24 protein-coding genes and 1 tRNA gene are annotated in these 20,936 nt (G+C 74.1%); 20 read left to right on the top strand and 5 right to left on the bottom strand.

Annotated elements, in window-relative coordinates; translation table 11 throughout:
* Positions 1-12: 12 nt before the first annotated feature.
* Positions 13-960 carry a pyridoxal-phosphate dependent enzyme gene (locus JOE61_RS04855; protein ID WP_204797148.1) on the top strand — a complete coding sequence of 316 codons (948 nt, stop codon included), beginning with the start codon at positions 13-15 and terminating at the stop codon, positions 958-960.
* Between the two features lie 61 nt (positions 961-1,021).
* Complete coding sequence (locus JOE61_RS04850; RefSeq protein WP_204797147.1) at positions 1,022-2,203, top strand: DUF3152 domain-containing protein; 1,182 nt, start codon at positions 1,022-1,024, stop codon at positions 2,201-2,203.
* 31 nt (positions 2,204-2,234) lie between these two features.
* Here JOE61_RS04850 and JOE61_RS04845 read toward each other — a convergent pair whose 3' ends face one another.
* Entirely contained in the window at positions 2,235-3,272 is a 1,038-nt protein-coding gene (locus JOE61_RS04845; RefSeq protein ID WP_193667739.1) for an alkaline phosphatase family protein, read from the bottom strand.
* Between the two features lie 107 nt (positions 3,273-3,379).
* Between JOE61_RS04845 and murI the strand changes: the two genes are divergently transcribed.
* The 8 genes from murI to JOE61_RS04805 all read left to right on the top strand — a co-directional run bounded on the left by murI (position 3,380) and on the right by JOE61_RS04805 (position 9,769).
* Positions 3,380-4,213 carry a glutamate racemase gene (gene murI / locus JOE61_RS04840; RefSeq protein WP_307822810.1) on the top strand — a complete coding sequence of 278 codons (834 nt, stop codon included), beginning with the start codon at positions 3,380-3,382 and terminating at the stop codon, positions 4,211-4,213.
* Positions 4,210-5,007 carry an MBL fold metallo-hydrolase gene (locus tag JOE61_RS04835; protein WP_227491393.1) on the top strand — a complete coding sequence of 266 codons (798 nt, stop codon included), beginning with the start codon at positions 4,210-4,212 and terminating at the stop codon, positions 5,005-5,007. Before murI ends, JOE61_RS04835 begins: the two co-directional genes overlap by 4 nt.
* 160 nt (positions 5,008-5,167) lie before the next feature.
* Entirely contained in the window at positions 5,168-6,106 is a 939-nt protein-coding gene (locus JOE61_RS04830) for an ABC transporter ATP-binding protein (protein WP_193667741.1), read from the top strand.
* Positions 6,103-6,900 carry an ABC transporter permease gene (locus tag JOE61_RS04825; protein ID WP_193667742.1) on the top strand — a complete coding sequence of 266 codons (798 nt, stop codon included), beginning with the start codon at positions 6,103-6,105 and terminating at the stop codon, positions 6,898-6,900. Before JOE61_RS04830 ends, JOE61_RS04825 begins: the two co-directional genes overlap by 4 nt.
* Positions 6,901-6,982: 82 nt before the next feature.
* Positions 6,983-7,807: an SGNH/GDSL hydrolase family protein gene (locus tag JOE61_RS04820; RefSeq protein WP_193667743.1), complete on the top strand. Its 825-nt coding sequence runs from the start codon at positions 6,983-6,985 to the stop codon at positions 7,805-7,807.
* 10 nt (positions 7,808-7,817) lie between these two features.
* The gene (gene rph, locus JOE61_RS04815; protein WP_193667744.1) at positions 7,818-8,540 is read left to right on the top strand and encodes a ribonuclease PH; all 723 of its coding nucleotides are present in this window, start codon (positions 7,818-7,820) and stop codon (positions 8,538-8,540) included.
* A complete protein-coding gene (locus JOE61_RS04810; RefSeq protein WP_193667745.1) occupies positions 8,537-9,175 on the top strand; it encodes a non-canonical purine NTP pyrophosphatase in 639 nt (212 codons plus the stop codon). Before rph ends, JOE61_RS04810 begins: the two co-directional genes overlap by 4 nt.
* A 12-nt stretch (positions 9,176-9,187) precedes the next feature.
* Positions 9,188-9,769: a 1-acyl-sn-glycerol-3-phosphate acyltransferase gene (locus JOE61_RS04805; protein ID WP_193667746.1), complete on the top strand. Its 582-nt coding sequence runs from the start codon at positions 9,188-9,190 to the stop codon at positions 9,767-9,769.
* A 117-nt stretch (positions 9,770-9,886) separates the two neighbouring features.
* Here JOE61_RS04805 and JOE61_RS04800 read toward each other — a convergent pair.
* Positions 9,887-9,968: transfer RNA gene (locus JOE61_RS04800), tRNA-Leu, on the bottom strand.
* Positions 9,969-9,989: 21 nt separating this feature from the next.
* On the opposite strand from JOE61_RS04800, the gene JOE61_RS04795 reads away from it, so the two are divergent.
* Both JOE61_RS04795 and JOE61_RS04790 read left to right on the top strand, forming a co-directional pair.
* The gene (locus JOE61_RS04795) at positions 9,990-10,859 is read left to right on the top strand and encodes a hypothetical protein (RefSeq protein WP_193667747.1); all 870 of its coding nucleotides are present in this window, start codon (positions 9,990-9,992) and stop codon (positions 10,857-10,859) included.
* Positions 10,856-11,425, top strand: a complete 570-nt coding sequence (locus tag JOE61_RS04790; RefSeq protein WP_193667748.1) for a GNAT family N-acetyltransferase — start codon at positions 10,856-10,858, stop codon at positions 11,423-11,425. The genes JOE61_RS04795 and JOE61_RS04790 overlap by 4 nt, the downstream gene beginning before the upstream one ends.
* On the opposite strand, the gene bcp is transcribed toward JOE61_RS04790, so the two are convergent.
* A complete protein-coding gene (gene bcp / locus JOE61_RS04785) occupies positions 11,422-11,901 on the bottom strand; it encodes a thioredoxin-dependent thiol peroxidase (protein WP_193667749.1) in 480 nt (159 codons plus the stop codon). The two genes, JOE61_RS04790 and bcp, sit on opposite strands and share 4 nt — an antisense overlap.
* Before the next feature lie 127 nt (positions 11,902-12,028).
* Between bcp and JOE61_RS04780 the strand changes: the two genes are divergently transcribed.
* The 8 genes from JOE61_RS04780 to JOE61_RS04745 all read left to right on the top strand — a co-directional run bounded on the left by JOE61_RS04780 (position 12,029) and on the right by JOE61_RS04745 (position 17,982).
* Entirely contained in the window at positions 12,029-12,727 is a 699-nt protein-coding gene (locus JOE61_RS04780; RefSeq protein ID WP_193667750.1) for an energy-coupling factor ABC transporter permease, read from the top strand.
* Between the two features lie 17 nt (positions 12,728-12,744).
* Positions 12,745-13,053: a PDGLE domain-containing protein gene (locus tag JOE61_RS04775; protein WP_193667751.1), complete on the top strand. Its 309-nt coding sequence runs from the start codon at positions 12,745-12,747 to the stop codon at positions 13,051-13,053.
* Between the two features lie 3 nt (positions 13,054-13,056).
* On the top strand, positions 13,057-13,740 hold the full coding sequence (gene cbiQ, locus JOE61_RS04770) for a cobalt ECF transporter T component CbiQ (RefSeq protein WP_193667752.1): 684 nt from the start codon (positions 13,057-13,059) through the stop codon (positions 13,738-13,740).
* The gene (locus tag JOE61_RS04765; protein ID WP_193667753.1) at positions 13,737-14,558 is read left to right on the top strand and encodes an energy-coupling factor ABC transporter ATP-binding protein; all 822 of its coding nucleotides are present in this window, start codon (positions 13,737-13,739) and stop codon (positions 14,556-14,558) included. Before cbiQ ends, JOE61_RS04765 begins: the two co-directional genes overlap by 4 nt.
* Positions 14,555-14,803, top strand: coding sequence for a DUF3618 domain-containing protein (locus JOE61_RS04760; RefSeq protein ID WP_193667754.1), 249 nt, complete (start codon positions 14,555-14,557; stop codon positions 14,801-14,803). The genes JOE61_RS04765 and JOE61_RS04760 overlap by 4 nt, the downstream gene beginning before the upstream one ends.
* A gap of 41 nt (positions 14,804-14,844) precedes the next feature.
* A complete protein-coding gene (locus JOE61_RS04755; protein ID WP_193667755.1) occupies positions 14,845-15,168 on the top strand; it encodes a GroES family chaperonin in 324 nt (107 codons plus the stop codon).
* A gap of 76 nt (positions 15,169-15,244) precedes the next feature.
* Positions 15,245-15,484: a hypothetical protein gene (locus JOE61_RS04750; protein ID WP_193667756.1), complete on the top strand. Its 240-nt coding sequence runs from the start codon at positions 15,245-15,247 to the stop codon at positions 15,482-15,484.
* A 44-nt stretch (positions 15,485-15,528) separates the two neighbouring features.
* Positions 15,529-17,982, top strand: a complete 2,454-nt coding sequence (locus JOE61_RS04745; RefSeq protein WP_193667757.1) for a penicillin acylase family protein — start codon at positions 15,529-15,531, stop codon at positions 17,980-17,982.
* Between the two features lie 28 nt (positions 17,983-18,010).
* On the opposite strand, the gene JOE61_RS04740 is transcribed toward JOE61_RS04745, so the two are convergent.
* A complete protein-coding gene (locus JOE61_RS04740; RefSeq protein WP_193667758.1) occupies positions 18,011-19,306 on the bottom strand; it encodes a hypothetical protein in 1,296 nt (431 codons plus the stop codon).
* A 148-nt stretch (positions 19,307-19,454) separates the two neighbouring features.
* Positions 19,455-20,933: an MFS transporter gene (locus JOE61_RS04735; protein ID WP_204797146.1), complete on the bottom strand. Its 1,479-nt coding sequence runs from the start codon at positions 20,931-20,933 to the stop codon at positions 19,455-19,457.
* Between the last annotated feature and the right edge of the window lie 3 nt (positions 20,934-20,936).

The following is a 20,936-nucleotide window of genomic DNA, read 5'->3' as shown; positions in this document are numbered from 1 at the left end:
CTTCTCCACATCATGCGCTACGACAACCTGCTCGCCTCCGTCGGCGGCACCCCGCTCATCGGGCTGCCGCGCCTCTCGCCGAGCCCCGACGTGCGCCTGTGGGCCAAGCTCGAGGACCGCAACCCCACCGGCTCGGTCAAGGACCGCCCGGCGCTGCGGATGATCGAGGAGGCCGAGCGCGACGGCACGCTGCGACCGGGCTGCACGATCCTCGAGCCGACCAGCGGCAACACCGGCATCTCCCTGGCGATGGCCGCCAAGCTCAAGGGCTACCGGATCGTGTGCGTGATGCCCGAGAACACCTCCGAGGAGCGGCGCCAGCTGCTGCGGATGTGGGGGGCCGAGATCATCTCCTCGCCCGCCGCCGGCGGCTCCAACGAGGCCGTCCGGGTGGCCAAGCTGACCGCGCAGGAGCACCCCGACTGGGTGATGCTCTACCAGTACGGCAACGAGGCCAACGCGCTCTCGCACGAGGACACCACCGGCCCCGAGCTGCTGGCCGACCTGCCCGAGATCACCCACTTCGTCGCCGGGCTCGGCACCACCGGCACCCTGATGGGCACCAGCCGCTTCTTCCGCCGGGCCAAGCCCGAGGTGCGCATCGTGGCCGCCGAGCCCCGCTACGGCGAGCTCGTCTACGGGCTGCGCAACCTCGACGAGGGCTTCGTGCCCGAGCTCTACGACGCCGACCTGATCGACTCGCGCTTCTCCGTCGGCCCCCGCGACGCGGTGCGCCGGGTGCGCGAGCTGCTCGAGCTCGAGGGCATCTTCGCCGGGGTCTCCACCGGCGCGATCCTGCACGCGGCGCTGGGCCAGGCCGCCAAGGCCGTCAAGGCCGGGGAGAGCGCCGACATCGCCTTCATCGTCTGCGACGGCGGCTGGAAGTACCTGTCCACCGGCGCCTACGAGGGCACCGTCGACGACGCGGAGGACCGGCTCGAGGGCCAGCTCTGGGCCTAACGGCCCGCCCGCCGCGAGCGAAGCGGCGTACGAGGTGGCGTTCATCTCCTACCCTGGGTCGATGAGCCCGCAGCTCCGTCGTCCGCACCGGCACGCCCTGACCGGCGTCCTGGCCGGAGTGGTGGCCGGCGTCCTGCTGCTGGCTCCGCTGCCGGCGGCGGGCGTGACCGAGGAGCCGGAGCCGGCCCCCGAGCCGGCGCCGGTGGCGAGCACGAGCCCGCCGCGGGTGGTGGGGGAGGCAGTCTTCGACGAGCGGATGCGGGCCAAGCACGGCAGCTGGACCACGGCCGACCCCGAGGCCGGGCTGGGCTTCACCTACCGCTGGCTGCGCGACGGCGAGCGCGTGCGGGGAGCCCGCGAGCGCACCTACCGCCCCGGCCTCGACGACCTGCGCCACCGGCTGGCCGTCGAGGTCACCGCCCACGACGACGAGGGCGCCCGGGCCACGGCGGTCTCGGCGGCGACCGGGCCGGTGCGCCGGGCCGACCTCGAGCCGCGCAGCGCGCCGCGGGTGCTCGGCACGCAGCGCTTCGGGCACGTCCTGCGGGGCGACGCCGGGCGCTGGAGCACCCGGCCGACGACGGTGCGCTGGCGGTGGCTGCGTGACGGCGAGCCCGTCACCGGTGCGCGTGGTCGCGCCCGCGCCGTGGCTCCCGACGACGTCGGGCACCGGCTGCGCGTGCAGGTGCGGGTGGACGCCCCGGGCCACCGCCCCGCGAAGGCGACCTCGCGCGTCACGGCCCCGGTCCGCCACCGTGTCGACCTGCGCCGCACCGTCAGCTACAGCATCACCACCCGCGGTCGCACCACGACCAAGGTGCGCGACTTCGCGCGCCTGGCCCAGCAGACGTACGACGACCCGCGCGGCTGGCGCGGCGCCGGCGTCGGGTTCCGCCGGGTGGCCGAGGGCGGCGCGTTCACGCTGGTGCTGGCGCAGGCGTCGACGCTGCCGTCGTTCCACCCGATCTGCTCGACGCAGTACAGCTGCCGGGTGGGCCGCTACGTGATCATCAACCAGGACCGCTGGCGCACCGCGACCCCGCCCTGGAACGCCGCCGGCGGGAGCCTGCGCGACTACCGCCACATGGTCGTCAACCACGAGACCGGCCACTGGCTGGGGCTGGGTCACGGCTCCTGCCCGGGAGCGGGGCGGCCGGCGCCGGTGATGCAGCAGCAGTCGAAGGGGCTGGGCGGTTGCCGGTTCAACCCGTGGCCGGTCGCGGGCGAGCGCGGGCGCGTCTGAACGTCGCCGCCGTCGCCCCCGGTGCCTCCCGTCAGGGAGCGGTGACGTCGAGGTCCTGCTCGTGGTTCATCTGCGAGCCCGGCACCGCAGGCAGCCCCAGCAGGTCGAGCGAGAGGTTGGCCAGGTCGCCGTTGCGCACCGGCTGGCGAGCCCGCCGGTAGCCGGGACGGGCGTCGCCGGGGTCGCGGTAGTCGGGGTTGAGGTCGTAGAGGTCGCCCGCGCTGACGCCCGGGCCCCACACGACGAAGGGGACCGTGTGGTTGACCAGCAGCAGGGCGTCGTCGTGCCGCGTGCCGGTGCCGCCGTGGTCGGAGGTCAGCACCACCCGCACGCTGCTCGCCAGCCGCGGCGTCGACTCCACCCGGGCCACCAGCCGGCCCACGAGGCGGTCGGCCTCGCGCACCGCGTCGCGGTAGGCCGCCGAGCCGAAGCCGTGGTCGTGGCCGGCCGTGTCGGGGCTCGCGAGGTGCACGAAGGTGAAGGCGCGCTCGTGGCGGGCCAGGTCGCGGCGGGCCCGCGCGACGACTCGTCGGGGGTCGCTCTCGAGCACGAAGCGGTCCACGGCCCGGGGCCACGACCGACGCAGGAGTGAGAGCTTCTGCTTGCCGACGAACAGTGCCGAGCCGCCACCGGAGCGGCGGACCTCGCTGAGCACCGAGCGCACCGGACCTCCGGCGGCTCCTTGCACCGTGGTGCCGCCACGGTGCTCGTTCCAGGTCACGCCGTGCCCACCGCGACCCGCGTCCACCCGGCGCCCGGTCACCTCGGTGGTGTGGCCGGGCAGGGTCTCGGTGCGCTCGCGGGCCGTGCGGGCGTTGAGGGTGCCGGCCCCCTCGGCGAGGAGCCGGTGCAGCACCGGGGTGCCCTCGGCCCCGAGCCGCTCGACGACGTCGGGGCGCAGCCCGTCGACCGAGACGGCCAGCACCCGTGGGGCCGGCTCCGTCGCCGAGCCGGCCGCCCCGGTCGTGGGCGCGTCGAGCGGCACCGGCTCGGCCCGCGAGCAGGCCGCGGCCGGTGCGAGCGCGAGCACGAGCGTGACGGGGACCGTGAGCAGGCGGCGTACGGGCACGACAGCAGCGTATGCCTGGTCCGGACGCCGCCCCTGTGGCCGGCCCCACGGCGTGACCTGGCTCGCGCATGCGTGCGGGCGCAGGATTCTGCGCCTACCCTTCACCCGTGCCGCCAGAGTCCACCACCGCGTCGAAGGACGCCCCGATCGGGATCTTCGACTCCGGGTTCGGTGGCCTGACCGTGGCCCGCTCGGTGATCGACCAGCTGCCGCACGAGTCGGTGGTCTACCTCGGCGACACCGCCCGCCAGCCCTACGGGCCACGGCCGATCGGGCAGGTGCGCGAGTACGCGCTGGAGTGCCTCGACCACCTGGTCGAGACCGGTGTGAAGGCACTGGTGATCGCCTGCAACTCCGCCAGCGCCGCGATGCTGCGCGACGCCCGCGAGCGCTACGACGTACCCGTGGTGGAGGTGATCTACCCGGCAACCCGCCGGGCCGTGGCCGCCAGCCGCAACGGGCGGATCGGGGTGATCTGCACCCGGGCCACGGCCGAGTCGATGGCCTACGACGACGCGTTCGCCGCGGCGCCGCACCTCGAGCTGAGCACCCGCGCCTGCCCGCGCTTCGTCGACTTCGTCGAGGCCGGCGTCACAGCGGGCGACGACCTCCTCGCGGCGGCCCACGACTACCTCGACCCGCTGATCGAGACCGGTGTCGACACCCTGATCCTCGGCTGCACCCACTACCCGCTGCTGACCGGCATCATCTCCTACGTGATGGGCGACGGCGTGACCCTGGTGAGCTCGGCGGAGGAGTGCGCCAAGGACGTCTTCAAGATGCTCGTGGTCAACGACCTGCTGCGCGAGGGCGGCGAGCCGCGGCACACGTTCCTGACCACCGGCGAGCCCGAGGAGTTCGCCGCCGTGGGGCGGCGCTTCCTGGGTCCCGAGATGGTGGCGGCCACCAGCCTCGCCCCACGCCTCGAGAGCCTCGCATGAGCAGGGACCAGGGCACCGGCACGTCGCTGCGGCTCACCGTGGTCGGCTGCTCGGGCTCCTACCCGGGGCCCGACTCGCCGGCGTCCTGCTACCTGCTGGAGGCCGAGCACGACGACGGCACCGGCCCACGCACCTGGCGGGTGGTCCTCGACCTCGGCAACGGGGCGCTGGGTGCGCTGCAGCGCTACGCCGACCCGCTGGCCATCGACGCGGTGCTGCTCAGCCACCTGCACGCCGACCACTGCCTCGACATGTGCGGCTACCACGTGCTGCGCCGCTACCACCCCTCCGGCCCGCAGCCGCTGCTGCCGGTGCACGGGCCGGCCGAGACCGCCGACCGGCTGGCGCGCGGCTACGACCTCGACCCCGACCCCGGGATGCGCGAGGAGTTCGACTTCCGGATCTGGGGCGAGCCGGTGCGGATCGGCCCCTTCCACGTCGAGGCGATCCCCGTCGACCACCCGGTCGACGCCTTCGGCGTGCGGATCACCGTCGGCGGGGTGACCATCGGCTACTCCGGCGACACCGCCCCCTGCGCCGGCCTCGACGCGGTCGCCGACGGCGTCGACCTGCTGCTGGCCGAGGCGTCGTTCCGCTCCGGCGACGACAACCCGCCCCACATCCACCTCACCGGCACCGACTGCGGCGAGGCCGCCGCCCGCGCCGGCGTGGGCCGCCTGGTCCTGACCCACGTCCCGCCCTGGTTCGACCCGGCCGACGCCCTGGCCGAGGCCGTCGCCGTCTTCGACGGCCCCACCGAGCTGGCCGTCGCCGGGGCGGTCTACGAGCTCTGACCCGCCGGCCTGCATGAATCCCCGGCTGACCGGGGACTCATGCGCTTGTCAGGGGTTGCAACCCCTGACAAGCGACGCAGTCCCCGGCCGGCCGGGGATTCATGCACCTTTCGCCGGGTCGACGTGCGGAGCAGCCCCTCGGTCGGGCAGGGTGAGAGCCATGATCATCGTGGATCACCTCACCAGGAAGTACGGCGCGTTCGCCGCCGTCGACGACGTCAGCTTCACCGCGCAGCCGGGCCGGGTCACCGGCTTCCTCGGCCCCAACGGCGCCGGCAAGACCACCACCATGCGGGTCATGGTGGGGCTGACCCCGGCCACCAGCGGGTCGGTGACGATCGGAGGCCACGCCTACCAGGACATCCCCAACCCGGGCCGCCACGTCGGCGTGCTCCTCGACGCCTCCGCGCAGCACGCCGGCCGGACGGGCCGCGAGGTGCTGACCATCGGGGCGCGCACCATGGGCCTGCCCGACAGCCGCGTCGACGAGATGCTCGAGATGGTCTCGCTGACCGGTGCGGAGTCCAAGCGCCGGGTGCGCAACTACTCGCTGGGCATGCGCCAGCGCCTCGGCATCGCCCACGCGCTGCTGGGCGACCCGTCGGTGCTGATCCTCGACGAGCCCGCCAACGGCCTCGACCCCGCCGGCATCCGGTGGATGCGCGGGCTGCTCAAGGGGTACGCCGACCGCGGCGGCACGGTGCTGCTCTCCAGCCACCTGCTGCACGAGGTCGAGCAGATCGCCGACGAGATGATCCTCATCGGCCGCGGCCGCGTGGTCGCCCAGGGCGACAAGAAGACCCTGCTGCAGGGCCAGGCGGCCGCCGCCCTGGTCACCGCCACCGACAACGACCGCCTGGCCCAGGTGCTGCGCGACCAGGGCGTCGGCGTCACGGTGTCGGGGGAGGGGCTGCGCGCGGAGTGCGCCACCGTCGACGTGGGCCGCGCCGCCGCCGAGCACGGCATCGTGCTCACCGACCTGCGCAGCGGCTCGGCCGGGCTCGAGGACCTCTTCCTCGAGCTCACCGCCGGCACCCAGCGCGAGGGCCACCCCGAGGCCGCCACCCAGCAGTCCAGCCAGCAGGGAGTCACCGCATGAGCACCACCGCACCCGCCCCCGGCACCCCCGGCACCCTCGACATCAGCTCCACCCCGCGCGTCCCCCTGGGCCGACTGGTCTCGGTCGAGCTGCGCAAGAGCCTCGACACCCGCGCCGGGCGCTGGTTCACCGGGTCCATCGTGGCCCTGTGCCTGGTCATCGTGGTGATCTTCGCGCTGGTCGCCGACGGCGTCGGCCTCACCTACGGCGACTTCCTGCTCGCCTCGGGCAGCGTGCTCGGCTACTTCCTGCCGATCCTGATCATCTTGATGGTCACCAGCGAGTGGAGCCAGCGCACCGGGCTGGTCACCTTCACCCTCGAGCCGCACCGGCCCCGCGTGGTCGGAGCCAAGTTCCTGGCCGGCCTGGTCCTCGGCGGCGCCCTGATCGTGCTCGCCGCCGCGATCGCGGCCCTGGGCGCGGTCCTGGCGGGTGCCGAGTGGAGCGTCGAGACGGGGCTGCTGGTCAACGGCTTCGTGGTGGCCAACCTGATCGGCATCGTGCTCGGCTTCGCCATCGCGATGCTGCTGATGAACACGCCCGCGGCGATCGTCACCTACTTCATCTACACGCTGGTGCTGCCGACGGCCGTCGCGATCCTCAGCGCCTTCCAGGAGTGGTTCGCCGACCTGGCGCCGTGGATCGAGTTCAACACCGCCCAGGCGACCCTCTTCGAGGGCGACTACGTGCCGACCGGCGAGGAGGCCGCCCAGCTGGTCACCTCGGGCCTGATCTGGCTGGTGCTGCCGTTCGTCCTCGGGCTGCTGCGCCTGCTGCGCGCCGAGCCGAAGTAGCCGACCCGGGACTTCACCCGGTCGTCGCCGACACGTCGACCTGCCGCGGCCCCAGCGTTCCCCGTCCGGGGAGCCTGGGGCCGTGGCTGCTCCCACCCCGTCCGCGGACCGCTGCGGCACCCGCTACCTGCGCTTCGCGGCGCTGGGGGACAGCTCGACCTTCGGGCTGGGCGACCCGGTGGCCCCGAGCGTCTCGCCCACCGGGTGGCGCGGCTGGGCCCGGCTCCTGGCCGACGCGCTCGCGACGTCGTACGACGTGAGCTTCTGCAACCTGGCGGTCAGTGGCGCGACCTCGCGCTGCGTGGTGACCGGCCAGCTCGACGACGCGGTGGCGCACCGGCCCGACGTGGCCTCGCTGGTCGTCGGCATCAACGACACCATGCGCTCCACGTGGGATCCCGTCCGGCTGCGCGAGGACCTGATGGGTGCCGCCGAGGCGCTGCACGGCACCGGGGCCCTGCTGCTCGCCGCCCGCTTCCACGACCACGGACGGGTCCTGGGCCTGCCGGCGGTGCTGCGCCGGCCGCTGGCCGCCCGGATCGCGGCGGTCAACACCGTCTACGACGAGGTGCACGCCACCTACGGCGGGCTGCGCGTCGACCTGGCGCTGCGCCCCGAGGTGCTCGACCGCTCCTTCTGGTCGGTCGACCGGCTGCACCCCTCCGAGCTGGGCCACCGGGTGCTGGCGCGCGGCTTCGGCGACCTGCTGGCGGCCGAGGGCCTGGTCTCCACCCCGGTCTCGACGGTGCCCGGGGGCGGGGTGCCGGGATCGTGGCGCAGCGACCTGCGCTGGTGCGTGGCCGAGGGGGCGCCGTGGATCGGACGACGCGCGCGGGACCTGGGCCCGTGGGCGGTGCGCACCGCCTGGCACGAGGCCCGGGCGCTGCCCGTGCGCGCCGGCCAGTAGCCTCGCGGCCATGACTGCACGCGAGGACGGCCGCGCCGACGACGAGCTCCGCCCGATCACGATCACCCGCCACTGGCTCGACCACGCCGCCGGCTCGGTGCTGGTGGAGTTCGGCCGCACCAAGGTGCTCTGCGCCGCCTCCGCCTCCGAGGGCGTGCCGCGCTGGCGCAAGGGCTCGGGCCTGGGCTGGGTGACCGCCGAGTACGCGATGCTTCCCGCCGCCACCAACACCCGCTCCGACCGCGAGTCGGTCAAGGGCCGCATCGGCGGCCGCACCCACGAGATCAGCCGGCTCATCGGGCGCTCGCTGCGCGCGGTGGTCGACTACGAGGCGCTCGGCGAGAACACCATCCAGCTCGACTGCGACGTGCTGCAGGCCGACGGCGGCACCCGCACCGCCGCGATCACCGGCGCGTACGTCGCGCTGGCCGACGCGGTCTCCCACCTGCGCTCCACCGGCGCGCTCAAGGGCGAGCCGCTGACCGGCTCGGTGGCAGCGGTCTCGGTCGGCATCATCGACGGCACCCCGCGCCTGGACCTGCCCTACGTCGAGGACGTGCGTGCCGAGACCGACATGAACGTCGTGATGACCGGTGCCGGCTCCTTCGTCGAGGTGCAGGGCACTGCCGAGGGCGCCGCCTTCGACCGGGCCGAGCTCGACGCGCTGCTCGACCTGGCCGGCAAGGGCTGCGTCGACCTGACCCGGATGCAGCAGGAGGCGCTGGCACGATGAGCACCGGGCGGCCACGCATCCACCTGGCCTCGCGCAACGCCAAGAAGATCGCCGAGATGCAGCGCATCCTGCGCGAGCACGCGCCCGACCTCGAGGTGGTCGGCCTCGACGACGTGACGGCGTACGACGAGCCGGTCGAGGACCAGCCCACCTTCGCCGGCAACGCGCTGCTCAAGGCCCGCGCCGGTCACCAGGCCACGGGCCTGCCGACGCTGGCCGACGACTCGGGCCTGTGCGTCGACGCCCTCAACGGCATGCCGGGCGTGCTGTCGGCGCGCTGGGCGGGGCCGGCCAAGGACGACGCGGCCAACAACGCGCTGCTGCTCGCCCAGCTCGCCGACGTCCCCGAGGTGCGCCGCGGCGCCCACTTCGCCTGCGCCGTGGCCTACGTCGACGGGCCGGGCGAGCGCGGCCAGCTCGTCGTCGAGGGCCGGATGGACGGCACCGTGATCGACGAGCTGCGCGGCGCGGGCGGCTTCGGCTACGACGTGCTCTTCGTGGCCGACGAGCACAGCGAGCCCGAGCGCACCAGCGCCGAGCTCGACCCGGCCGAGAAGGACCGGGTCTCCCACCGCGGTCGCGCGCTGCGCGAGATCGCCCCGCTCGTGGCGGCCCGCCTCGACGCATCCGTCTGAGAGGCTGCCCCCGTGACCCGTCCCTTCCTGCTGCGTCGCCCGCTCGCCCGACTGCTGCTGCGCCTGGTGCGCTGGCGCACCGTGGGGGAGGTGCCCAGCAAGGGCGTCCTCGTCGGCGCGCCGCACACCTCCAACTGGGACTGGGTGCTGACCCTGCTCCTCGCCTGGGACAGCAGGGTCACCATCCGGCTGCTGGTCAAGAAGGAGTTCTTCAAGGGCCCGATCGGCTGGGTGCTGCGCTCGACCGGCGCGGTGCCGCTGGACCGCGCCAACCCCGGCGGCACCATCCGCGAGCTGATCGCCGACGCCGCGACCGACGAGACGTTCCTGCTCGGCATCGCCGCCGAGGGCACCCGCAGCAAGGGGGAGTACTGGAAGTCGGGCTTCTACCGGATCTCCCAGCAGACCGGGCTGCCGATCACGCTCGCGTTCGTCGACAAGCCCACTCGCCGCGTCGGCTGGGGCCCGACCTTCCCGCTCAGCGGCGACGTGTCGGCCGACATGGACCGCATCCGCGAGTTCTACGCCGACAAGACCGGCCTCAAGCCCGAGCTGACCACCGAGCCCCGCCTCAAGGAGGAGGGCCCGGCCTGACCCACGAGCGGTCAGCTTCGCACCACCCAGCAGTCACTTCTGCACCTGCCGCAGGGGCTGGATCGACCGCTCGATGGTGCGAAAATGACCGGTCGCTGGTGCGACAGTGACCGCTCGTGCCGGAGGCGGGACTTGAACCCGCACGCCCTGGGGCACAGGTACCTAAAACCTGCGTGTCTGCCTGTTCCACCACTCCGGCTGCAGGTGGGAGTCTAGGGCGATGGGGCGCACGCGTCTGGCGGGCCTGCTGCTGCTCGCGCCGGTGCTGCTCGGGGGCGGCTGCAGCGACCCCGAGCCGGGGGCTGCCGCGCCCACCCCGACGCCCGCGACCACGACTGGTGCGGGGGCCGGGCTGACGGCCGAGCTGCGCCAGTCGTCCCTCGACGTGGCGCGCGGGCAGATGCAGGTCTGGGTCGAGAACCGCACCGGGGCGGCCCTGCTGCCCACCTCGGTGCGCTACGTCGACGACCGGCTCCCCGGGCCGCTGGTGGGCGAGCGGCTGCGGGAGGTCCCCGACGGGGCGCGGTTCGGCTTCGTGCTGGCCCTGCCGCAGCGACCCGGCTGCGGACCGGCCGCCTCGCGGCGAGGACGCCAGAAGGTGCGGGTGCGGGCCGACGGGGGCCGGTGGAGCGCGCCGGTCGACGACGAGACCGACGTGCTCGGGCGCCACCTGGCCGCGCGCTGCCTCGAGCGCGCCGTCGACCGGGCCGTCGAGCTGCGCTGGCTGGCGGTGCGCCACGACGGCCGCCGGGGCAGCACCGCCACGATGGTGCTCGAGGCCCGGCCCAGCGGCACGCCCGGCCACGTGGTGGACCTCGACTCCGTCAGCGGTACGCCGCTCCTGGGCGCCGCCGGGGCCGCGCACTGGTCGCCCGGGGTGCGGGTGGCCAGCGACGGACCGGTGGTGCGGGTGCGGCTCGAGGCCCGGGCCGCCCGCTGCGACGACCACGTCTTCATGGAGGGCGGGGGGTCGACGGCCTTCCGCGTCGGGCTGCGCCTCGACGGCGAGCCTGGTCAGCTGCTGGTGCGCATGGACGACCGGGTGAGCGCCTCTGCGGTCGCGTTCGTGCGCGAGAGCTGCGGCCTGTGACGCCCGGTCCGGGGCCGGAAGGGCGGTCGGGGCCCGAGCCGTGGACCGGCGCCGGTGTCGTGCTGCGCGCCTTCGAGTGGAGCGACGAGCCCGACCTGGCGGAGGTCTTCGCCGACCCCGAGATCGTGACCTGGAACCCCGGCCCGCCCGAGGGCGCGCTGGCCTTCATGCGCGAGCGCAACGACTGGAGCGCCGGCACCCACGCGTCGTGGGCGGTCGCCGACGCGGGCGCCGGACCGGGCCCGGCGGGACGGTTGCTCGGTTCGGTGTCGCTGCACAAGATCGACCGCGACCAGGGCGACGCCGAGGTCGGCTACTGGGTGGCGCCCTGGGCCCGGCGGCGTGGGGTGGGCGCCGCGGCGGCCGCGGCAGCGGCGGCGTACGGCTTCGAGCGGCTGGGCCTGCACCGCGCCTACCTCTTCCACGCCGTGGAGAACACCGCGTCGTGCGCGGTGGCGCGTCGCGCCGGCTTCGCGCTGGAGGGCACGCTGCGCCAGTCGTTCCGCTACGCCGACGGCCGCCACCACGACGAGCACCTGCACGCCCGGCTGGTCACCGACGACTAGAGCGACAGGTCGCGGCGCAGCTTGGCGACGTGGCCGGTGGCCTTGACGTTGTACTGCGCCACCTCGACCACGCCCTGCTCGTCGACGACGAAGGTGGAGCGGATCACGCCCTGCACGACCTTGCCGTACATCTTCTTCTCGCCGAAGGCGCCCCAGGCGCTCATCACGGCCTTGTCGGGGTCGGAGAGCAGCCGGATGCCCAGCGCCTCCTTGTCGCGGAAGCGGGCCAGCTTCTCGGGCTTGTCGGGGGAGATGCCCAGCACCTCGTAGCCCTCCTCGCGGAAGGCGTCCTGGGTGGCGGTGAAGTCGCAGGCCTGCTTGGTGCAGCCGGGCGTCATCGCGGCGGGGTAGAAGTAGACGACGACCTTGCGCCCGCGCAGCGACGACAGCGAGACCTCGGCGCCGGCGTCGTCGAGCAGGGTGAAGTCGGGGGCCGGGTCGCCGGGGGACAGGCGCGGGGCGGGCGTCGTGCTCAAGGGGATCCTCCTGGGGGCAATCCGGTCCGGGGGCTTGTTGCGAACAGTTTGCAACAACGTAGGGTGGGCGGGGACGTCCGACCGGCGTCCAACCTAGCCCCACCCCGAGACCTGAGCAGGAGCGGCCATGCACGTGCCCGACGGGTTCTTCGACGCCCCCACCTCCATCGCCACCGGGGTGGTGGCCGTCGCCGCCATCGGGGTGTCGCTACGTGGGGCGCGCCGCGAGCTCGACGACCGCACCGCGCCGATGGCCGGCCTGGTGGCCGCCTTCGTCTTCGCCGCGCAGATGCTCAACTTCCCGGTGGGGGCCGGCACGAGCGGGCACCTGATGGGCGGCGCCGTCGCGGCCGTGCTCGTCGGTCCGTGGACCGCCGTGCTGGCCACCAGCGTCGTCTTCGTCGTGCAGACCCTGATGTTCGCCGACGGTGGCATCACCGCGATCGGCACCAACATCACCGTGATGGGGCTGGCGACCGTCGTCGTCGGCTACGGCGTCTTCCGCGGCCTGCAGGCGGTGCTGCCCAAGCGGCTGGCCCTGGTGCCGGTGCTGGCCGGCATCGGCGCGTTCGTCTCGGTGCCGGTCGCCTCGCTGCTCTTCGTCGCCCTGTACGCCGTCGGCGGGGCCGCCCCGGTGCCGCTCGACACCCTGACCACGGCGATGGTGGGGGTGCACTCGCTCATCGGCGTCGGCGAGGGCCTGATCACCTTCCTGGCAGTCGCCGGCATCATCGCGGTGCGTCCCGACCTGGTGCGCGGCGCCCGCCCCGTGCTGTCCGAGCGCACCCTCGAGATCCGCACCGAGACCACCGGAGCCCCCGCATGAGCGCCGGGCGTCGTGCCGTGAGCACCCGCGCCGTCGTCGTCGGCGTCCTGCTGGTCTCGCTGCTGCTGGCCGGGGTCGTGAGCCTCTACGCCGCCTCCACCCCCGACGGGCTCACCAAGGTCTCGCAGGAGCAGGGCTTCGCCGACACCGAGACCGAGCACGGCGCGGCCGACGGCCCGTTCGCCGGCTACGACGCCGGGTTCCTCGACGGCGACCTGGGCGGCGCCGTCGCCGGGGTCGCCGGGGTGCTGGTGGTCCTGGTGCTGGGCACCGCCCTCACCGCCGTCGTACGCCGCCGCCCCGGCGCCGACGAACCGCGGGGCTGAGGGGTGGGCGCCGGGCACGGGCACCGCCTGCACTACCACGGGCACTCGCCGCTGCACCGCGCCCCGGCGCACCTGAAGCTGTTGGGCCTGCTGGGCTTCATGCTGGTCGTCGTGGCCACCCCCGACCACTGGTTCGCCGCCTTCGGCGCCTACCTGCTCGTGCTCCTCGCGGTCGTGGCGCTCTCGCAGGTGCCGCCCACCTACCTGCTCAAGCGGATGGTCGTCGAGGTGCCGTTCGTGGTCTTCGCACTGGTGCTGCCCTTCGTGGCCTACGGCGAGCAGGTCGAGGTCCTGGGGCTCTCGCTGAGCCGCCCCGGGCTGCTGGCCGCCTTCGGGATCCTCGCCACCGCCACCCTGGGCGTGCTGGCCTCGCTGACCCTGGCCGCCACCACCGAGCCGCAGGCGCTGCTCGCCGGCCTGCAGCGGCTGCGGGTGCCGAGCCTGCTGGTGCAGATCATGGCGTTCATGGTGCGCTACCTCGACGTGGTCACCGGCGAGATGCAGCGGATGCGGGTCGCGCGCGAGTCGCGCGGCTTCAGCGCCCGCGACCCGCGCCAGTGGCCGGTCATCGCCCGCTCCACCGGTGCGCTGTTCATCCGCTCCTACGAGCGCGGCGAGCGGGTGCACCTCGCGATGCTCTCGCGCGGCTACACCGGCACCATGCCGGAGCAGGGGGCGCACCGGTGAGCCCGGGCCACGAGGAGCCGCCCGTCCTCGACGTGCGCGGGCTCGCCTACGCCTACCCCGACGGCCACCAGGCGCTCTACGGCGTCGACCTGCAGGTGCACCGCGGCGAGCGGGTGGCGCTGCTGGGGCCCAACGGGGCGGGCAAGACCACGCTGGTGCTGCACCTCAACGGCATCCACACCGCCGGGGCCGGCTCGGTCAGCGTCAGCGGCCTGCCGGTCGGCAAGGAGCACCTGCAGGAGGTGCGCCGCCGGGTCGGGATCGTCTTCCAGGACCCCGACGACCAGCTGTTCATGGGCAGCGTCCGCGCCGACGTCGCGTTCGGCCCGCACAACCTCGGCCTGCGCGGTGCGGCGCTCGAGGCCCGGGTGATGACCGCGCTCGAGCAGGTCGGGATGGCGGCGTACGCCGACCGGCCGCCGCACCACCTCTCCTTCGGCCAGCGTCGGCGCGTGGCGGTGGCCACCGTGCTGGCGATGGAGCCCGAGGTGCTGGTGCTCGACGAGCCGTCCTCGAACCTCGACCCGGCCTCGCGCCGCGAGCTGGCCGACGTGCTGCGCTCGCTCGACGTGACGGTGCTGATGGTCACCCACGACCTGCCCTACGCGCTCGAGCTGTGCCCGCGCTCGGTGGTGCTGCACGACGGCCAGGTGGTCGCCGACGGCGCCACCTACGACGTGCTCACCGACGACGCGCTGATGCGGGCCCACCGCCTCGAGCTGCCCTTCGGCTTCGACCCCCGCACGGTCGGTGCGCCGCCCGCCGCCTCCCGGGGTGGTCACGGCGGCGGGCCCGGGGTTGATAGCGTGACGACGTGACCACGGACCCCAGCGCCCTCGAGCGTGAGATCGAGGAGACCCGCGAGCGACTGGCGGGCACCATCGACCAGCTGCTGCACCGCGCGAGCCCCAAGACGATCGTCGGCCGCGAGATCTGGAGCATCAAGGCCCACTACGTCGACCCGCAGACCGGTGAGCCGCGCACCGACAACATCCTCAAGACCGTCGGTGCCGTGGTCGGCGTCGTCGCCGCGTTCGTCGTGGTCCGCAAGATCACGTCCTGAGCAGCCACAGCACACCCCGCACCCCGAGCGACCGGCAGCGCATGAGCGAGAAGACCCCCATCAAGATGCTGCACGACCGGGTGCTGGTCGAGCTCGACGCCGAGGCCGGCGAGCGCCGCTCCTCGGGCGGCATCGTCATCCCCGCCACCGCCGCGATGGGCGCCCAGCGCCTGGCGTGGGCGCGCGTCGTCGGGGTGGGCCCCCAGGCCCGTGCCGTCGAGGTCGGTGACCGGGTCCTCTTCGGTCCCGAGGACAAGGCCGAGGTCGAGGTGCACGGCGAGACCTACGTGGTGATGCGCGAGCGCGACGTGCACGCCGTGGCCGCCGAGCGGGTGGGCGACCAGGCCACCGGCCTCTACCTGTGAGCCGGCCCCGGGCCCACGCGAGCCGCGTAGTCTGGCAGCACGACCACAGGGCCGAGCCGGCCCGACAGGGGGACACGTGCACGAGACCTGCAACGACCTGGCGCTGAGCATGCTGCGGGAGCGGGTGCGATCGGCACGCGACGAGGTCGCCCTGCGACGCCAGGACCCCGGCCGGCGAGACGACCTGGGCCGTGCGCACCTCGAGCTGCGCCGCTCGCTGGAGGCGCTGGTGCACGAGCTCGAGCAGCGCCGGCTGCCGGTGCCCTACGCGCTGCACGCCGAGCTGCGGCTGCACCAGGACATCGACCCCCGCTAGGCGGGCCTGCGTAACGCACGTCACGGCCCGGCGTTAGGGCAGGCATGCCCCCCACCCGCCGGCGCACCCGGCTCGTCGCCACCCTCACCGCCGCGGTGCTCGCACCGCTGGCCACCGTCTCCCTCAGCGGCGCCGCCCAGCAGGCGCCCCAGCAGGGGCCCCAGCAGGCGCTGGGCCAGGCAGCCCAGCAGGCGCGAGGCGGGGCCGGCCTGCGGGCCGAGATCACCTGGACCAAGCACGGCATCCCGCACATCAAGGCCCGCAACGTCACCTCGCTCGGCTTCGGCAGCGGGTACGCCGCCACCGAGATGACGGCCTGCACCCTCTTCGACACCCTGGTCACCGGCCGCGGCGAGCGCTCGCGCTGGTTCGGCCCCGAGGCGCGCTACGACGACCAGGTGACCCTCGACGCCACCAACCTGCAGGTCGACACGCTGGTCACCGACCTGCGCGACCGCAAGGTCGTCGAGACCCTGCTGGCCGACGACGAGCGCGGCCCCGGCCGCGAGGCGCGGGCGCTGGTGAAGGGCTACGTGGCCGGCGTCAACGAGTGGGTGCGCGAGAACGACGTGCGCGACGCGGCCTGCCGTGGCGCGGCGTACGTGCGTTCCGACGTCACCACCCTCGACCTCTGGTACGGCGTCTACCTGGCCAACCTGCTCGCCTCCACGGGCGTCTTCGTGCCGCAGATCGCCGACGCCGCGCCGCCGGGCCCGGGCGACCCCGGCCTGCCCTCGCTGCCGGTGCGCGCCGCCGACGTCGACCGTGACGCCCTGCTCACCGCGCTGGGCCGCGACCCGGAGGCGCCGTTCGGCTCCAACGCCACGGCCGCCGGCTCGGCCGCCACCTCCACGGGGCGCGGGATGCTGCTGGGCAACCCGCACTTCCCGTGGCGCGGTCGCTACCACTTCACCCAGCAGCACCTGACGATCCCGGGACGCTACGACGTCGCCGGCGCCTCCCTGGTCGGCTCGCCGGCGGTCAACATCGGCTTCAACAAGGACGTGGCGTGGAGCCACACCGTCTCCACGGCCTACCGCTTCACGCCCTACGAGTACCTCACGCTCGGCCCGTCGACGTACCTCACCGACGCCGGCCCGCAGCCGATCGAGCGCCGCGAGGTGGAGGTCGAGGTGCTCGGCGAGGACGGCCGGGTCAGCACCGTGACCGAGGACCTCTACCGCACCGCCGAGGGGTACGTCGTCGACTCGCCCGACACCCTGATGCCGTGGGGCGCCGCCTCGGTCTGGGCGATACGCGACGCCAACGCCGAGCACCTGCGCACCATCGACACCTTCTTCGACATGGGCAGGGCCACCGGCGTGCGCGACCTGCTGCGCCGCCAGGACGCGGGGGCCGGGATCCCGTGGGTCAACACCACCGCCGCCGACCGCGACGGCCGGGTGCTCTACGCCGACCACTCGGTGGTGCCCAACGTGCCCGACGCGCTCGCCCAGCAGTGCATGACCCCGGTGGGCCGGGTGCTCGAGCAGGTGGCCGGCCTGCCCGGCCTCGACGGCACGCGCGCCGCCTCGTCCTGTGCGTGGGGCAGCGACGCCGACGCGCAGCGCCCCGGCATCTTCGGGCCCGAGAACCTGCCGTCGGTGGTGCGCCGCGACTGGGTGATGAACGCCAACGACTCCTACTGGCTGCCCAACGACGAGGTGCGCCTCGAGGGGTACGCCGCGATCATCGGCTGCGAGCGCTGCGAGCGGACGATGCGCACCCGTGTCGTCTCCGCCTACGTCGCCGACCGCCTGGCGGCCGGGCGCAAGGAGACCCCGCGCAGCTTCCGCGGCCACCAGCACGAGAACCGGGTGATGGCCGCCGAGGTGATGCGTGCCGACGGTGCCCTCGACGACGTCTGCGCGCAGACGGGCGAGACCGAGGCCTGCGCCGCGCTCTCGGCCTGGGACGGTCGCTCCGACAAGGGCTCGCGCGGCGTGCACCTCTTCGAGGAGTTCGTGACGAGGTTGCCCACGGTGCCCCTCGACCTGGTCGAGACCGTGTGGCGCACCCCCTTCGACCCCGAGGAGCCGCTGAGCACCCCGCGCGACCTCGACACCGACAACCCGCAGGTGGTCGAGGCGATGCAGGCGGCGGTCGATGCCGTGCGCGACGCCGGCATCGCCTTCGACGCCCGCTGGGGCAGCCTCCAGGTCGCCGGCGACCGCGGCGCGCGGCCCTACGGCCTCGGTGGCGGCACCGGCGACGCCCTGGGCAACGCCAACGCCCTGGCCTCGCGCGACGTGGTCGACAACGCCGACCGCTACCGGCCGATCACCTACGGCTCCTCGCACATCCAGGCGATCAGCTACCGCGGCCGCCGGGTCATCGACGCCCGGACGATCCTGACCTACGGGCAGTCGGAGGACCCGCGCTCGCCGTTCTCGCGCGACCAGACGCGGCTGTTCTCGCGCGAGAAGTGGGTGCGCTTCGCGTGGACCGACGCCCGGATCCGCAAGGACCGGATCCGTCGGCAGGTGATCACCCGCTGACGGACCCGGTCCGTGTGGAGGCCTCGCCTCAGCGGCGGACCTTCACCTTGAGCACGTCGGTGACGGCGCCGGTCACCGACTCGGAGCCCGGCACGACCAGGCGGTAGCGCGAGGTGCCCTTCTTGCGCTCCTTGGGGAACGAGACCAGCACGCGGCCGCTGTCGGCGGGCAGGGTCGACCTGGTCCGCCAGTCGCCGCGCTGGAGACGCTGCAGCTCGACGGACTCCAGGCCGGGCTGGTCGATGGTGACCAGGTCGGTGGCCACCCGCTGGCCGCGGCGCAGCGTGACCTTGTCGGAGTCGAAGTCGTCGATCTCGGTCACCGCACGGGGCACGTCGAGGGTGGTGTCGTCACCGTCGGTCTCGAGGAGGCAGCGCAGCCCCTCCTCCCAGTGGTAGTTGGTGCCGGCGACCTGGACCCACTCCACCGTGTAGTCGGTGGTGCCCGCCGGCCAGTTCCGGTGCTGGGAGTAGGGGAAGGCCCGCGTGCCCGACCAGGTGCCCTCGTTGTTGTGGTAGTTCAGCGTGATCTGACCGGTGGCCGTGCGCAGCCGGATGTTGATGTCGTTGGCCTGGCCCTGGGGCAGGTCGCTGGGGTAGGCCACCACGAGACCCGCGCAGGTCGGGGAGGCGTACTTCCAGTTCCAGTCGAACGGGCCGCCGGGGTTGGTCGGCGGGTTCGGCGGCACGGTCGGCTCCGGCGTCGGGGTGGGCGTCGGGGTCGGCGTGGGGGTGGGGGTCGGCGTGGGGGTGGGGGTCGGGGTGGGAGTCGGCGTCGGCGTCGGCGTGGGAGTCGGCTCCGGGGTGGGCGTCGGGGTGGGCGTCGGGGTGGGCGTCGGGGTGGGGGTCGGGGTGGGAGTCGGCTCCGGGGTGGGCGTCGGCTCCGGGGTGGGCGTGGGGGTCGGCGTGGGCGTGGGCGTCGGGGTGGGGGCCGGGCTGGCGGCCACCCACGAGAAGGAGTAGTGCGACACCGCGCGGTACTTCTCCGACGCCTTGGAGTAGTAGGTGATGGCGACGGAAGCCAAGGGGGTGTCGAGCTCGACGTACTGCGGGCCGTCGCCCTGGTTGATGCTGCCGCCCTTGACGCAGTAGTCGGTGATCAGGAAGCCGGCAGGCGCGGTGAGCGTGACCGTCATCGGGTCGCCGGTGGTGTCCTGCTTCGTGGAGTCGAGACCGTCGCAGACCTGGTCGCGGTCAGGGGGGCTCGCGACCGCTGCCGGGGAAGCGCCCAGCGCCACGACGGTGCCGACCGCCAGCAGGGCGCTCAGGCCACCGGCCAGGGCGGCGCGGCGCGGTGAGCGGGTGGGCGGGGTGGTGGGGTGCACGGTGAGCTCCTCGATCAGCAGGTGATGAGGCCACTGTGTCGTGCGGATCGGGCCGTCGGGCCCGGCTTGTGCAGACCTTGCGGTGGTCTGTCCCAACCTTGAGGATTCCTTGCAGAACGGGGCCGGTCTCGGCGCACGGCGCGCGGGGCTAGCGTGCGGGAGCCGCGGGGACGTTGCCCAGCTCGGCGTTGTCGGCGTCGGCCAGGGCGCTGGCCGTGCGCCGCCCGCGGGAGTCGGGGATGCGGGCGCCGGCCAGGGCGGCGAGCGCCATCGCGCCGGCGAGCACGAGGAAGCCGACGACGTAGGCCTGCTCGGTCGGGTAGCCCGAGGCCAGCACGTCGGCGGTCAGGATGCCGGCCATCACCGCCGACCCGACCGCGCCGCCGATGGTGCGGATGTTGGCGTTCATGCCGCTGGCCACCCCGGTCTGGTGCGCGGGCACGGCGCCGATGACCACGCCGGCCAGGGACGAGAAGACGAACCCCGAGCTGAGGCCCTGCAGGGTGGTGGCCAGGTAGAGCTGCCAGGTGTGGTCGTGGAAGAGGGCCACCGAGGCGAAGGCGACGGCGTTGCCGAGGGTGCCGGCCACGATCACGGTGCGTGCTCCCAGGCGGCGCACCAGGCGCGCGGTGACGAAGCCGACCAGGAAGCTGGCGACCGCCGAGGGCAGCAGCAGCGCCGCCGACTCGCTGATCGAGGCGCCGAAGCCGTAGCCGGTCTCGACGGGGCTCTGCAGGAACTGGGGCAGGAAGCCGAAGGAGGCGAACATGCCGAAGCCGACGAAGGCGGCGACCGCGTTGGCGGTCCACACGCCGCGCTGGCGCATCATCGTCATGTCGATCAGCGGCACGGGCACGCGGGTCTCGACGCGCACCCAGGCGACCAGCAGGACCGCCGCGGCGACGAGGAGGCCCAGCACCCGTCCGGAGCCCCAGCCCCACACGTTGCCCTGGCTGACGCCCAGCAGGAGGCAGACGAGCCACCCGGCCAGCAGCACCGCGGGCAGCACCGGCAGGCGACCGGGGGTGCGCACCGGTGACTCCGGCACCAGCAGCAGGGCGCCCGCGCCGGCCAGCGCGGTGGCGATCATCGGCAGCCAGAAGAGCCAGGTGAAGCCGAGCGTGTCGACCACCGGGCCGGCCGCCACGATGCCGACGCCGAAGCCGACGGCGGTCAGCGAGGCCATCACGCTCAGCGCGCCGTTGACGCGGGCGGGGGAGAACTCGTCGCGGATGACGCCGAAGGCCAGCGGCATCACGCCGCCGCCGACGCCCTGGACGACGCGGGCGGCGATCAACCAGCCGATGGTGGGGGCGAGCGCCGCGAGTGCGGAGCCGAGGGTGAGCAGGGCCAGGGCGACGACCAGGACGCGGCGCTTGCCGACCGCGTCGCCCAGGCGACCGACCAGCGGCGTGGCGATGGAGGCCGAGAGCAGGTAGGCGGTCAGCACCCAGGTGACGGTGGCCTGGTCGGTGCGGTACTCGACCTGGATCTGGGCCAGCACCGGCACCACCAGCGACTGCAGCATCACGAACGACGCCACCGCCACCGCCAGGACGGCGAAGGTGACGCGCTCGTCGCCGCGCCGGCGCAGGGTCGAGAACGACGACGTCGTGAGCGACGGCACCCG

It is taken from the genome of Nocardioides salarius, assembly GCF_016907435.1.
Classification (GTDB): domain Bacteria; phylum Actinomycetota; class Actinomycetes; order Propionibacteriales; family Nocardioidaceae; genus Nocardioides; species Nocardioides salarius.
This window is presented reverse-complemented; position numbering and strand designations above follow the sequence as displayed.

What these genes read in the sequence shown, in the direction of transcription:
- JOE61_RS04855 (WP_204797148.1), top strand. Translation starts at nt 13, where the DNA reads ATGCGCTACGACAACCTGCTCGCCTCCGTCGGCGGCACCCCGCTCATC.
- JOE61_RS04850 (WP_204797147.1), top strand. Translation starts at nt 1,022, where the DNA reads ATGAGCCCGCAGCTCCGTCGTCCGCACCGGCACGCCCTGACCGGCGTC.
- JOE61_RS04835 (WP_227491393.1), top strand. Translation starts at nt 4,210, where the DNA reads ATGAGCAGGGACCAGGGCACCGGCACGTCGCTGCGGCTCACCGTGGTC.
- JOE61_RS04830 (WP_193667741.1), top strand. Translation starts at nt 5,168, where the DNA reads ATGATCATCGTGGATCACCTCACCAGGAAGTACGGCGCGTTCGCCGCC.
- JOE61_RS04825 (WP_193667742.1), top strand. Translation starts at nt 6,103, where the DNA reads ATGAGCACCACCGCACCCGCCCCCGGCACCCCCGGCACCCTCGACATC.
- rph (WP_193667744.1), top strand. Translation starts at nt 7,818, where the DNA reads ATGACTGCACGCGAGGACGGCCGCGCCGACGACGAGCTCCGCCCGATC.
- JOE61_RS04810 (WP_193667745.1), top strand. Translation starts at nt 8,537, where the DNA reads ATGAGCACCGGGCGGCCACGCATCCACCTGGCCTCGCGCAACGCCAAG.
- JOE61_RS04795 (WP_193667747.1), top strand. Translation starts at nt 9,990, where the DNA reads ATGGGGCGCACGCGTCTGGCGGGCCTGCTGCTGCTCGCGCCGGTGCTG.
- JOE61_RS04780 (WP_193667750.1), top strand. Translation starts at nt 12,029, where the DNA reads ATGCACGTGCCCGACGGGTTCTTCGACGCCCCCACCTCCATCGCCACC.
- JOE61_RS04755 (WP_193667755.1), top strand. Translation starts at nt 14,845, where the DNA reads ATGAGCGAGAAGACCCCCATCAAGATGCTGCACGACCGGGTGCTGGTC.
- JOE61_RS04745 (WP_193667757.1), top strand. Translation starts at nt 15,529, where the DNA reads ATGCCCCCCACCCGCCGGCGCACCCGGCTCGTCGCCACCCTCACCGCC.